12 protein-coding genes are annotated in these 12914 nt (G+C 59.2%); 6 read left to right on the top strand and 6 right to left on the bottom strand.

All coding sequences use genetic code 11. The annotated features are described in order from the left end of the window. Window positions 1-185: 185 nt before the first annotated feature. Both NIT7645_RS17785 and NIT7645_RS17780 read right to left on the bottom strand, forming a co-directional pair. A complete protein-coding gene (locus NIT7645_RS17785) occupies window positions 186-1310 on the bottom strand; it encodes a ParB/RepB/Spo0J family partition protein (protein ID WP_037303224.1) in 1125 nt (374 codons plus the stop codon). Continuing rightward, window positions 1307-2611, bottom strand: coding sequence for an AAA family ATPase (locus NIT7645_RS17780; RefSeq protein ID WP_008563394.1), 1305 nt, complete (start codon window positions 2609-2611; stop codon window positions 1307-1309). Before NIT7645_RS17780 ends, NIT7645_RS17785 begins: the two co-directional genes overlap by 4 nt. A gap of 584 nt (window positions 2612-3195) precedes the next feature. Between NIT7645_RS17780 and NIT7645_RS17775 the strand changes: the two genes are divergently transcribed. Next, window positions 3196-3879 carry a DnaA N-terminal domain-containing protein gene (locus NIT7645_RS17775; protein WP_008563361.1) on the top strand — a complete coding sequence of 228 codons (684 nt, stop codon included), beginning with the start codon at window positions 3196-3198 and terminating at the stop codon, window positions 3877-3879. Between the two features lie 75 nt (window positions 3880-3954). On the opposite strand, the gene NIT7645_RS17770 is transcribed toward NIT7645_RS17775, so the two are convergent. The 4 genes from NIT7645_RS17770 to NIT7645_RS17755 all read right to left on the bottom strand — a co-directional run bounded on the left by NIT7645_RS17770 (window position 3955) and on the right by NIT7645_RS17755 (window position 7130). Continuing rightward, window positions 3955-4734: an ABC transporter permease gene (locus NIT7645_RS17770; protein ID WP_050687679.1), complete on the bottom strand. Its 780-nt coding sequence runs from the start codon at window positions 4732-4734 to the stop codon at window positions 3955-3957. Further along, window positions 4731-5483 (bottom strand): ABC transporter permease, encoded by a 753-nt coding sequence (locus tag NIT7645_RS17765; RefSeq protein WP_008563347.1) that lies wholly within the window; start codon window positions 5481-5483, stop codon window positions 4731-4733. The genes NIT7645_RS17770 and NIT7645_RS17765 overlap by 4 nt, the downstream gene beginning before the upstream one ends. Window positions 5484-5492: 9 nt before the next feature. After that, window positions 5493-6272, bottom strand: coding sequence for a transporter substrate-binding domain-containing protein (locus NIT7645_RS17760; RefSeq protein ID WP_008563527.1), 780 nt, complete (start codon window positions 6270-6272; stop codon window positions 5493-5495). A gap of 72 nt (window positions 6273-6344) precedes the next feature. After that, a complete protein-coding gene (locus NIT7645_RS17755) occupies window positions 6345-7130 on the bottom strand; it encodes an ABC transporter ATP-binding protein (RefSeq protein ID WP_008563397.1) in 786 nt (261 codons plus the stop codon). A 91-nt stretch (window positions 7131-7221) separates the two neighbouring features. Between NIT7645_RS17755 and NIT7645_RS17750 the strand changes: the two genes are divergently transcribed. The 5 genes from NIT7645_RS17750 (at window position 7222) to tviB (ending at window position 12890) form a co-directional block, all read left to right on the top strand. Then, window positions 7222-7869, top strand: coding sequence for a TetR/AcrR family transcriptional regulator (locus NIT7645_RS17750; RefSeq protein WP_008563404.1), 648 nt, complete (start codon window positions 7222-7224; stop codon window positions 7867-7869). Then, the gene (locus tag NIT7645_RS17745) at window positions 7866-9053 is read left to right on the top strand and encodes a pyridoxal phosphate-dependent aminotransferase (protein ID WP_037303179.1); all 1188 of its coding nucleotides are present in this window, start codon (window positions 7866-7868) and stop codon (window positions 9051-9053) included. Before NIT7645_RS17750 ends, NIT7645_RS17745 begins: the two co-directional genes overlap by 4 nt. Next, complete coding sequence (locus tag NIT7645_RS17740; protein WP_050687677.1) at window positions 9050-10708, top strand: 5-guanidino-2-oxopentanoate decarboxylase; 1659 nt, start codon at window positions 9050-9052, stop codon at window positions 10706-10708. The genes NIT7645_RS17745 and NIT7645_RS17740 overlap by 4 nt, the downstream gene beginning before the upstream one ends. Window positions 10709-10725: 17 nt before the next feature. Beyond that, entirely contained in the window at window positions 10726-11508 is a 783-nt protein-coding gene (locus NIT7645_RS17735; RefSeq protein WP_037303232.1) for a dimethylarginine dimethylaminohydrolase family protein, read from the top strand. Window positions 11509-11618: 110 nt separating this feature from the next. Further along, a complete protein-coding gene (gene tviB, locus NIT7645_RS17730) occupies window positions 11619-12890 on the top strand; it encodes a Vi polysaccharide biosynthesis UDP-N-acetylglucosamine C-6 dehydrogenase TviB (RefSeq protein WP_037303234.1) in 1272 nt (423 codons plus the stop codon). Window positions 12891-12914 lie beyond the last annotated feature (24 nt).

The following is a 12914-nucleotide window of genomic DNA, read 5'->3' as shown; positions in this document are numbered from 1 at the left end:
AGGGAAGCCAAAACAAGGCACCCGACAAAACCCGCGACCCGGCAGATGGATCAGGGGCTAAGGGCGGATGCGGCAGCTACATTAATGACTGTTAACCATCGCCGTGCGCTTTGCCAGAAAAAAAGGCCGCCCCGGGGGGCGACCTTTCTGGTCCGTAGATGGTTGTGTGCTCAGCCTTTCAAGGATCAGCCGTCACCGTCCAGCGCATCAAAGAAGGCAGAGATCGCATTCTCCAACCGTTTTTGATCCACGGCAGAAAAATCCCGCTCCATCGCCATTTCAATCCGGCCATCCCGCGCCTGGCAGCGCACTGTCCCCGCGGGGACAACGCAGCGCAATGTGGTCTTGGCCATGCCGGGTTTCTTTTCCGTGGTGGCGGTTTCGCGCATTTCGGTAGGGGCTTTCAACGCCTCCTTCAAAACAGCCAGTTCTTCCTCGGCGGAGGCAAAGGTCGCACCGCGCAGCACAGCCTTGAGCCGTTCGACTGCCGTTTGATCTTCGACCAGCCGTTTTTTCAGATCCAGACCAAGCGCCCGCGGAATAGCCTCAGCAAAGGACAGCTCTGCACCGATAAGTTCAAGCAGCTCAGCGAAGTGGCGAATATAGCTGCGCTTCTGCCGCCCGGCAGAGGCATACAGGATCGCAACCGCATCCTCGACCGTCTCGGAGGAGGTTTCCGGATCCTGAGCATAAGAAAGCGCGAGCTGCGCCATCTCGGCAAATGAGATGTCACGACGGACAAGGTTTTCATCCACCATGCGCCGATAAAGGCCCTGAAGCGTCTCGCCGCGTGCCACCAGACCTGCGGGGATTTGCCCGTAAATTTCGTCTCCGGTTTCGGCATAAAGCGCCTGATAGGCCGACAACCGGCGAAAGCCCTGAACCAGCTGATAGCCGTCGCCGTCTTCCTCTACCCGGATGGGGTTGGACAGCCCAAGATCGCGGATCGACTCTTTCAGCTCATCCAGATCAGGGTCACGATTTACCGCCCTGTCACGGATCAACTTGCTCGTCGAAATCTTGTCGAGCGGGATACGGTCCACCACCAGACCCAAGTTTTTGAGGCGAACGAACTCATGCGCGAGCCGGTCATTTTCGGCACGGATGTTTTGCTCTGCTTCGGCACGGGCCCGCAGCGCATCGGCGTTTTCGCTGATCGCAGTTGCCATCGGCCCACGGCGCGCGTCACCCGGTCGGCCCATAGATTTGGTTTCAGGTGCGCGGGCAGGGGGCTCCACGGCCGGGGCAGGGGAGGGCTCCGGCGCGGGGTCAGACGGAAAGTTGATGTCGAACATTCTGCGCTTGCTCATGCCTCATCCTCCAGCTTGTTCCATGCCTCCAGGGCATTGCCCTTGAATTCTTCGTAAGCCTGATCAAACGACGCCCGTGCGCGCCGCCAGGTCTCGCGCGTCATATCGCGATAGTCGATCTCGTAGATCGAGCTCAGGAAGCGCCCCGACTGTTCAACCGCCCGGGTCATTTCAATCGGGTGATCTGTCATCCGATCACCAAACACCTTGAAGAACGCATCACGCATCGCCCGGTGCAAGTCATTGCCGGATTCATAGCGCGTCAGAAGAAAGCGGACCTCCTGGAAAACCTTGGGAAGGCTGAATGTCCCCGCGGGGACAACACCGTTGAAGGCAGAAAGATCTTCCAGCGCTTCGGACAGCTGCCCGATAAAAGAGGTGGTGGAGTCATATTCCCAATATCCGGGCCCGGACGGGATATAGAGCATGTCCGCAGCAAACACCGCATTCATCGACTGGTAGCCAATGGCCGGCGGGCAGTCGAAGATCATCATGTCATAATCCTCGGAGGGCAGCTGATCGAGGTAGCGCGATACCGCCGCAAAGAATGACCATTCCGGATTGAGATGACGATACTGCGCTGAGGCGAATTCAACAAAGGCGGCGTTGGCACAGCTTGGGATGATATCAATGGTTGGCCAGCTTGTTGGTTTGACAAAGTCGCTGATCCGCAAATCCTGCAAACCCATGCCTGTGATCGCGTCAGGCAGGCGCCGTTCGGGCAGGGCGTTACCACTTTCTGCGCCGCGGGTCGTGGCGTTCATCCGCTCTGTCTCGCGGACCAGATCGCGCGCCATGATCCCCCAGACGGTGTAGTCCTCCGTCACGTCGCTCAACCCCATCGAATGGGACAGCGTCGCCTGCGGGTCAAAATCAACGCAGAGAACCCGGTAGCCATCCAGCGCCGCCGCGTGGGCAAAGTGCAGCGCCACGGTGGATTTCCCGGCACCGCCCTTAAAGTTTGAGACCGCCACCCGCAGCGCGCGTTTGCCCGCCGGTCGTTCCGGCATCAGCGACTTGCGGTTGACCTTCAGGCGTCGGCGCAGCTCGTTGATCTCTTCCAGCGAATACCAACGCTGTCGGCCATCGGCCTCAACATGGCCTTGCGGCAGGCTTGGGTCTGCTGCAAGGCGGCCGCGCAGGGTGGATTGGTTGACTTTGAAAATCAGCTCCGCCACTTCCCAGCTGGAAAAGCGGCGCAGGGTTTTTTCCATCTGTGGTGAAAACGTCTGCTGCCGGATCCAGGTCTGCATCTTGAGAGATTGCGCCTGCATCTGTGCCAGGTCTTGATGGGTAAACATCTCTGCTCCTCAATCTTACGTCCGACATTATTCTTGCCTTCGGACGCTTTTTCTTCCTCAAAACCCGTTTACGCCGAATTTGCAAAAAACGCAAAACCTATTATCGTAGCAATCAGCGTCCTGTCCCCGCGGGGACATCCTGCGGAAAAGCGCCTGAATTCCCTTATTTTATGGGGCATCCGATTCGGAACGACATCATGGGGCCACGCGGATCTTGAGAGTCTTTTGAGGCACTACAGACCCTTATATAGGGTGACACTGCTTTCCCGCCCTCGACATATTGGGGGACATTTTTGCACTATTAGGGGACGCCCTGACTGTCACCCAATACCAATTAATACCGATTTTTGATTCAAAAATGGAATTGGGGATGGATACCCGATCACTGAGCCCTTGACAGAATCGTGCCGCTGGACGCAAATCGGATACACAAACTGAAATGCGTTGAGTTCGGCACTGACCCATACCTCTTGGCAAAGAGAGGACCGGTCCTTTTTCCAGCCATCAACGTCCAGCAGGATCTCATGGCCAACATGAGACGACGAGGCACCCGTTCGCGCACGGACGGAGACATGAGGGCAGCCATGCTTGCCAATAAACCAGTCGGGCGTAATGCCTCGGCATTGAAGTATGATATTCTGACCGCGATGGGGACTTATGCCTTGTCGCTGGAAAAAGGACCACAGCGGCTGGTTCTTCGGTTCATGACCCTGATGACGGCGCGCTACAACTGGCAGCGTGATGAACTCGCCGTTGGTCAGCGCGAGATCGCACGAATGTGGTCTGTAGACGAACGAACCGTGAAACGCGAAATGGCCAAGTTGCGCGCTTTGGGCTGGCTTATCGTGAAGCGCCAGGGAGCCCGGGGTCGCGTCACTGAATACGGCTTTGATCTCGAGAGGATCCTGGAAGACACCAAAGCCAGCTGGCCTGCGGTCGGGCCTGACTTTGAACATCGGATGAAAGGCGCAAACGAACCTGAGCGCAATGTCGTACCTCTGATGACCGGGACTGCAGCACCTGCGCCTGATGTCTCTGACGGGACAGAGTGGAGCCTGGCCAAGGCCGTCCTGCATCAGGAAGATGGTGCCACCTACACCGCCTGGATCCAGGCTCTCACACGGGAGAGCAGGGCAGGGGGGAGATTGGTTCTGAAGGCCCCCAGCCGCTTTCATGCCAACTACGTCATCTCGCACCTGCGCGACCGGTTGCTTGCAGCCTGTCGTGATGTCGACGACGATGTCGAGATGCTGACAATCCTGTCTTAGTCACGGACCCCAGACAGAGAAGAGGCCCCCACCGGCAAGTGAGGGCCCGTGTGACAAGATCACAATCAGGACGCCCTAGCGCTGTGCGCTTGGTACCTTGTTCTCGAACCAGCGAAACCCAAGGGTGATGACACCCGCGATTGCCATGTAGACCAGCGCCAGCAAAAGCAGGGGTTCATAGACAATAAAGGTATCGGATCGCACCCGCGAAGAGACCGCGTAGATGTCGAGGACCGTGATCGTTGCCACCAAAGGCGTCGCCTTGAGTTGCAAGATGGTTTCCCCGCCCAAGGTCGGCAGAACGTTCCGCACAGCCTGAGGAAGCCAGATGCAACGGAACATTGTCATACGGGGCATCCCGAAGGATTTGGCGGCCTCCAGCTGGCCCTTGGCAACGCCAGAGAAGGCGCCGCGCATCACTTCGCCCTCATAGCCCGCATAAGACAGCGTCAGCGCCAAAACAGCATATGGCCACGCCTGCCGCAGATAGGGCCACAGCTCGCTTGAGCGGATCCACGGAAACTGCGGGAAGAGAGAGCCGAGACCGTAGTACAAGAGCCAGATCTGAAGCAGCAGGGGGGTGCCGCGGATGATGGTGCAGAACAGCCGGGCAGGGGCCGCCAGATACCAAGGGCCAATTGCCTGGGCCAATCCAAGCGGCACCGCCAACGCAAACCCAAGGATGCTGGTTACGACGAGGATCCAGACAGTGGTCCACAATCCCTCGGCCGCAAGCGGTGCATACTGCGGGATCCAGTCCCAGCGCAAAGACAGCGCACACCAGACAACCAAAGCTGCAAATAGGATCATCATCACGATGCGGTGGGGAACAAACAGCGATTTCAAGGACGTCATGGCTGCCCCCCCTTGAGCGACGGCTGTCCCCTACGCGCCCACCGTTCGATCCAGCCAAAGATCAGTCCCGAAAACAGCGTGACGAGAAGATACAGCGCCCCAGCCGCCAGGAAGAAAGTGAAATACGCCCGGGTGCTGCTGGCGGCCTGTCGGGTTTCAAGGGTCAGCTCGGCAAAGCCGACAATCGCAAGGAGCGCAGTATCCTTGGTTGCGATCAGCCACAGGTTTGCCAGACCGGGTGTTGCAAAGCTCATCATTGCGGGGATGGTTACCCGGCGCATGGTCATGAAGGCCGGCATGCCATAGGCGCGGGCGGCCTCGATCTGGCCCGGAGGCACGGCTTTGATGGCGCCACGCAGGACTTCGGTGGCATAGGCGCCCTGGACGATGCCCAAAACCCAGATGCCCGCGACGATGCCGCTGATTTCAACGCGATCATACCCCATCGCAGTCGCCGCCTTGTTGATGAGATCGGTGCCTACGTAATAGAGGATGAGGATCAGCACCAACTCCGGGACGGCTCGGATGACGGTGGTGTAGATGGCCAGCAGATCCCGCAGAACCGGCCCCCCGTACAATTTGCCGTAGGCGCCGAAGAGACCGATGATCAGGCCCATTCCAAAGGCGCCAAAGGCGATTTGAAGCGAATTGAGGAGGCCCCTGAGCAGGTTGCCGCCCCAGCCCGGTGGAGAGAGCGCAAGCAATTCTGCGCTCTCTGCCAGTCCCAGCAGTTCAAGGACGTTGGTCACGGCCAGGCCTTATTCCGAGTAGATACTGGTCGTGAAGTACTTGGAGGTGATTTCAGCGTGGGTGCCGTCTGCAAGGATCATTGCGATCCCCTTGTTCAGGGCTTCCAGAATGTCTGTTTCACCTTTGCGGACACCCGCGCCGACGCCTTTGCCGAGGATTGCCTCGTCATTGGCGACGGCACCCTTGATCTCGCAGCAGGCGCCCGCATCGGAGCCAACGAAATCCGCCATTGCGATGCTGTCTGCCTGGGTTGCGTCAATGCGCCCGGCAAAGAGATCTTGGTTGGCTTCATCCTGGGTCTGGTAGACCCGCAGTTCGGCGCCGGTGAAATATTTCTGCGCATAAGCCTGGTGGATAGTCGACGCCTGGATGCCAACGATCTTGCCCTCCAGAGAGGCGGGCGTTGCGTCGATGTCCATTGATTTGTCCGCCACGATCACGGCAGGGGTGTTGTAATAGGGGTCGCTGAAGTCGATGGTTTTCAGGCGCTCTTCGGTGATCGACATGGAGGCCATGATCGCATCGATCTGCTGGCCGGTAAGGGATGGGATGATGCCGTCCCAAGCAACGGGCGTGATGACACATTCCAGCTCTGCAGCGGCACAGACAGCGTTGATGACATCGATCTCCCAGCCGACCCAGGTCCCGGAGGAGTCAAGCGAAGCGAAGGGTGGATATGGTTCGGCGGCGACGCCAATCTTGACCGGTTCGGCCTGCGCCATCACCGCTGTTGCGGCCAGCGCCACGGTTGTAAGAAGGGTCTTCCGGATTGTTTTCTGAAGTGCCATTTTGGTTTGTCTCCCAGTTGATGTATTTGTTTTTGTTTATTTTATTGGGCCGCACACTTGGAGTGTGGCCGGTTATGCGACTGATCGCAGAAACTGCTTCAGCCGTTCTGATTTTGGATTGCCAAAGACCTCTGCTGGCGGGCCTTGTTCTTCGATCCGCCCTTCAAAGAGGTAGACCACGTGGTCCGCGACCTCGCGGGCGAATTTCATTTCATGCGTGACCAGCAGCATGGTGCGCCCCTCGGCGGCAAGATCGCGGATGACGGTCAAAACTTCCCCGACAAGTTCGGGATCAAGTGCGGAGGTCGGCTCGTCAAACAGCATGACGCTTGGATCAACAGCGAGAGCCCGCGCAATGGCCGCGCGCTGTTGCTGCCCTCCAGACAGAAAGGCGGGAAAGGCATCGGCCTTGTCGCCCAGGCCAACGCGGGCGAGCAATTCGTGGGCGCGAGCAACAGCCTGATCACGCGGCATCTTGAGGACGTGGACGGGAACCTCGATCACATTTTCCAGCAGGGTGCGGTGGGTCCAGAGATTGAACTGCTGGAATACCATTGCCAGCCGGGTCCGGATGCGTTCGATCTGCTTGCGATTGGCTGGGCTGCCGTCTGCGCGCATTTCCACGGTCTCGCCGCCGATAACGATTTCGCCCGACTTTGGTGTTTCGAGAAAGTTGATGCAGCGCAGCATGGTGGACTTGCCAGACCCGCTGCCTCCGATGATGGCGACCACATCCCCCTGGCGGGCGGTCAGAGAGACGCCTTTCAGTACCTCAAGCGAGCCGAATGACTTGTGCAGATCGCTGATGCGGATCGCTTCGGGCCGGGCTGAGCTGGCTGAAGGGGTCGGATCGGGCATTTTCGTCTGTCCTCATATTTCGACTTGTAGTAAGTCGCAGTTCCAGTAATTATTCAAGTGTATAATTAACTGTCTGCCAATTGGAGTGCCCGTGTCCCCAGAACGCCGGAAATTTAAGCGCGCCAGCGCAGAGGAGCGCAAAGAGGCCCTGATCGAGGCCACGCTTGAGCTGGTCGCCGAAAAAGGCGTGAGGGGTGCAACCGTGCGGGACATTGCGGAGCGGGCGGATGTGACCCAGGGCCTGATCCGGCATTACTTTTCCTCAAAGGAAGAGCTGATGACCGCCGCCTACGAGCATCACATGGTTCGGATCACCGATCTGACGTCGGCGCCGCTCAAGGAAATTTCCGCGGATGCCAGCGGTCGTCTAGCGGCATTTGTCTCTGCGTCCTTGCGCCCACCGGTGATGGAGCCCACTGCAGTCGCCCTTTGGGCGGGGTTTTTGAACAAGGTCCAACAGGATGCGCATATGCGGCAGATCCACCAGCGGACCTACGACTATTTCCGCCACAAGCTGGCCGAGATGATCGCCGCCGCCTTGGAAGAGGCGGGTCGCCCAGCCAGCCCTGCGCGGCTTCATCACCTGGCGGTGGCCTGCAACGCTGTGATCGATGGCCTTTGGATGGAGGGCGGCGCCCTTCCTGAGATTTTTGCTGAAGATGAATTGCCCAAAATCGGCTTGGAATCCGTTGGCGCGATTTTGGGACTTAACCTGGAAAACAAGGTGGATCAGCCATGAGAATGACAGATGTGACCCGGCGGCTCGCAGGTCTTGGTGGGGCCAAATGGGAAGTGCACCTGAAAGCCCGCGACATGATCGCGGAGGGGGCTGATATTGTCGAGATGACCATCGGTGAACCGGATGTCCCCCCGCCAAGCGCCCTGATGGATACCGCTTGCCGTGCCATGCTCGCAGGGCGGACGGGTTATTCCGATGGCCGCGGAGAAGACAGCCTGCGACAGACTTTGGCGGCGCGATATACCCATAGTCTGGGGCGACCGATCGGTGCCGAAAATGTCCTGTGCTTTCCGGGTACGCAGACAGCTCTTTATGCTGTGATGATGGGGGTTGCCGAGGCGGGGGACGAGGTGCTGGTGGGCGATCCGATGTATGCGACCTACGAGGGCGTCATCCGGTCGACGGGTGCAAAAGTGGTTCCGGTTCCCCTGCGCCCTGAACACGGGTTTCGCATGCAGGCCGATGATATCGCTGAACGGATCACCCCCCAAAGCCGGGCCATTTTGCTGACCACGCCGCATAATCCCACTGGGTCAATTCTGACGGCTGATGATCTTGACGCGATTGGCGCGCTGGCGGTGCAGCATGACCTCTGGATCATTTCGGATGAAGTCTATGAGCAGCTGGTCTTTGATGCGGCAGAGTTCATGTCACCGCTGTCTCGTGAGGCTTATGCGGATCGCGTGATTGTGGTTTCGTCGATTTCCAAATCACACGCCGCGCCGGGGTTTCGCAGCGGTTGGTGCATCGCAAGCGAGGCATTCTGTGATGCGTTGCTGCCGCTGTCTGAAACCATGTTGTTCGGCAATCAACCCTTTATCGCGGACATGACCGAACAGGCCGTGCGCGACGGGTCTTCTGTCGCAGCCGGAATGCGCAAGCGTTTTGCTGCGCGGGCCGAAAAGCTGGCAGACCATTTGCATGGCGCGACAGGATTGCGCGTTCATAGACCCGAGGCGGGCATGTTTGCGATGATCGACGTTTCTGCGACGGGCATGGATGGCGATGCCTATGCACATGACCTTTTGTTCAACGGCGGTGTGGCGGTCATGCCTGGGTCATCCTTTGGCGAGAGCCTGCGCCAGTGGGTCCGGGTCGCATTGACGATTGATGATGCGGAGTTTGACAAAGCGCTTGAGCGGATCACCCGTCATGCAAATCAACGCGCTGAGGCCGTCGCATGAGCAGTGAGGCAAAGACATCTGATGCGCCCACTGTCGGTGAAGCGCTGGTTGCCGGGCTCGTAAAACGCGGGGTCCGCCACGTTTTTGGCATTCCGGGCGTGCATACTGTCGAACTGTATCGCGGTCTGACCAACTCTGGCATCCGCCACATCACCCCGCGCCATGAACAGGGTGCGGGCTTCATGGCCGATGGCTATGCGCGCGTATCCGGCCAGCCTGGCGTTGCTTTTGTCATCACTGGGCCGGGGGTGACGAACACGATCACGCCGATGGCCCAAGCCCGCGCGGATTCCGTGCCGATGCTGGTCATTTCCGGTGTTAATGAGAGCCAGACGATCGGTCGTGGGTTTGGCCATTTGCACGAATTGCCGGACCAGCATGGGCTGATCTCTCAGGTTGCGCTTGTGTCCGGTCACGTCAGCAAGGCCGATGCGCTGTCTGCCACATTGGATCAGGTGTTTGCGCCGATTGACGGCTCACAGCTGGCCCGTCCAGGCCCCACTCATGTGCAGATCCCGCTGGACATCGCAGGTCACCGCGATGCCACCGTGCAGGGGGAAGGGGCACAGCCCCCTGACTGCCAGCCCCAGCGGTCGTCTGTTTCAGATAAAGTGGTTGCCGATATTCGTGAGCGGCTCAGTCGTGCGGCCCGTCCGCTGATCTTGGTCGGGGGCGGTGCGAAAACCTGTGGCATTGCGCTTCGCCAGCTGGCTGAACAGCTGTCAGCGCCGGTTGTGCAAACGGTGAATGCCCGTGGTGTGCTGTTTGATCATCCCTTGTCCGTACCTGCTAGCCCGACGCTTTCTGCGGTGCGGGCTTTGATCGAAGAGGCGGACGTCGTGCTGGCCCTTGGAACGGAACTGGGCCCGACGGATTACGACATGTACGCAACAGGGACCATGCCCAAGCTGGCCGGTCTGATCCGGGTAGACCTTTGCGCCGAGCAACTGAACCGCCATCCAGCCGATCTGGCGGTGCAGGCGGATGTTTCCGCGGTCTTGGCGGGGCTGCTGGCGGATCTGTCCACGGCCAGCGCTCTGGAGCCGGGGTGGGGCAGTGATCGCGCTGCGGCGGCCCGTTCCCAGGCCTGGGAGGAAATCGGGGCCGGCTATCGCGCACAGGTCGATGTGCTGAATGCCATCCGGGACGCGGTGCCGGACGCTATAATTGTGGGGGATTCCGCGCAGCCGATTTATGCAGGCAATCTTTACTACGACCACGATCGCCCCGGCGGCTGGTTTAATGCAGCGACCGGCTATGGTGCGTTGGGCTACGGCATCCCCGCAGCGATCGGGGCCGCTGTCGCAGCACCGCAGGCGCGGGTCGTTTGCATCGTGGGCGATGGGGGCGCCCAGTTTTCCCTCCCCGAAATCATGACCGCGGTCGATGAAGCCCTGCCAATCACATTCGTGGTCTGGAACAACTACGGTTATCAGGAAATCGCCCGGTCAATGGAGGATGTTGGGGTGCCAGTGCTGGGCTGCGATCCAACCCCGCCGGACTTTGCGGCAACCGCCGCGTCCTATGGCATCGCCCACAAGGCAACTCCAGCCATTCCCGAAGAGGTCGCATTGGCGTTGCGGGCTGTCGCCCACGCTGGCGGGCCGGCAATGATCGAAATCACCACGCCAAAATTCGTCCCTTCCGGACAGTGAGCATCAAGGACATGCAGATGACAAATCCAACCTATGAGTTCCGCCGTGCCATTACCCGGCGCCCTGCCGCGAGCATTGTCGATGGGCTGCGGGCCGAAGACATCGGCACGCCGGATCTGGACAAGATGTTGGCGGCGCATACCGAATATGTTGCTGCACTGAAAAGCACCGGCGCAGAAGTGATCGAGCTGCCGCCGCTTGAGGCCTATCCCGATGCGGTCTTTGTCGAGGATACCGCTTTGTGCCTGCCGCAGGGGGCGGTTCTGATGCGCCCGGGTGCTCCGTCCCGTTTGGGCGAGGTGGCAGAAATGGCCCCGGCGATCCGTGCGGTTTATGATGATGTGCGCGAAATCAAAGGACCGGGCTATATCGAAGGTGGCGACATTCTGGTCACCGAACGCGAGATCCTGGTCGGGCGCTCTGCGCGCACGGATGCGGCAGGGGTGGCAGAGCTGGCCGAAATCGCAGCTGAATGGGGCCACAAGCTCCGCGAGGTTTTCACGCCAGAGGGTGTCTTGCACTTTAAGACCGATTGTTCGCTGATGGATGGTGAGACGATCCTGGCGACCAAGCGTCTGGACGCCTCGGGCTGTTTTGAAGGCTACCGCGTCCTGCATGTCGCGGACGGCGAGGAAGCTGCAGCAAATGCGATCCGCTTCAACAATCTCGTTCTGATGGCTGCAGGATTCCCGCGAACGGCGGACATGTTGAGCCGTGAGGGGTTTGAGGTGGTTGAGATCAGCAATACCGAATGCGCCAAGCTTGATGGCGGCATGTCGTGCCTGTCTTTGCGGTTCTGACGGCCTGCGGCGTGCCTATAAGAGGTGATCGACACGCGCGCGGTTGAAACTTGGCTGCCCGACCCCTTATGAAAGGCAATCGGGCAGGCAAGGACCATGAAGGCATCGCGATGAGCAGGACAGAACGGATTTGTGTGATTGGCCTTGGCTATGTCGGCCTTCCTCTTGCCGTGGAGTTCGGCAAATCCCGGCCAGTTGTTGGCTTTGACATCAATTCACAGCGGATCGAGGCCCTTTCGCGCGGCGAAGACAGCACTCGCGAAATCACCGCAACGGAATTGGCGGCGGCGACTGAACTGACGCTGACCTCTGACATTGCAGAGATCGCGGAATGCGCAATCTATATCGTCACGGTTCCCACGCCGATTGATGCCAACCACCGACCTGATCTTGGTCCGCTCCTTGCTGCGTCTGAAACTGTGGGCAAGGTGCTGAAGCCAGGTAACCTGGTGATCTATGAATCCACGGTCTATCCCGGCGCAACCGAAGAAGATTGCGTTCCCGTGCTGGAGCGGGTTTCTGGCCTGGTGTTCAACCGGGATTTCTTTGCCGGCTACAGCCCCGAACGGATCAATCCGGGCGACAAAAACCGCCGGTTGCCGGATATCGTCAAGGTTACCTCCGGATCGACACCGCATATCGCTGATAAGGTGGATGCGCTCTACCGCGAGGTGGTCACCGCTGGCACCCACAAGGCCGAGAGCATCCGCGTCGCTGAAGCCGCGAAAGTCATTGAAAACAGTCAGCGCGATATCAACATCGCTCTTATCAACGAACTTGCCAAAATCTTTAACCGGATGGACATCGACACCGAAGCGGTGCTGCGCGCCGCCGGAACAAAGTGGAATTTCCTGAACTTTCGTCCGGGTCTTGTTGGCGGGCATTGTATTGGGGTCGACCCCTATTACCTGACCCACAAGGCCGAGCAGCTCGGCTATCATCCGGAAATCTTGTTGGCAGGCCGTCGTCTGAACGACGGGATGGGGGCCTATGTGGCGAGCCAGATGGTCAAGGCGATGCTGCAGAGAAAGATGGCGGTGGCTGATGGTCGGGTTCTGGTCATGGGCTTGACGTTCAAGGAAAACTGCCCCGATCTGCGCAACACGCGGGTGATTGATGTGGTGCGTGCGCTAGAGGAATACGGTCTGACGGTTGATGTTCACGATCCCCATGCAGACGCTGTTGAGGCACGGGGCGAATACGGTGTGGATCTGGTGCAGGATCCAGATGCAGGCGCCTACGATGGCGTCCTGCTTGCTGTTGCCCATGATGAGTTCCGCAGCATGGGCGTGGGTGCGATCCGTAGTCTTGGGCGCGCAGGTGCAGTCGTCTATGATCTGAAATATGTCCTGAAACCGGAAGAGGCGGAATTGCGGCTCTGAGTCCGGCTGAACCACGGCGCCTGA

The sequence above is a fragment of the Phaeobacter italicus genome, assembly GCF_001258055.1.
GTDB classification, from domain to species: Bacteria; Pseudomonadota; Alphaproteobacteria; order Rhodobacterales; family Rhodobacteraceae; genus Phaeobacter; species Phaeobacter italicus.
Note: the sequence above shows the minus strand (reverse complement) of the source record. Positions and strands in the feature narration are given on the sequence as shown.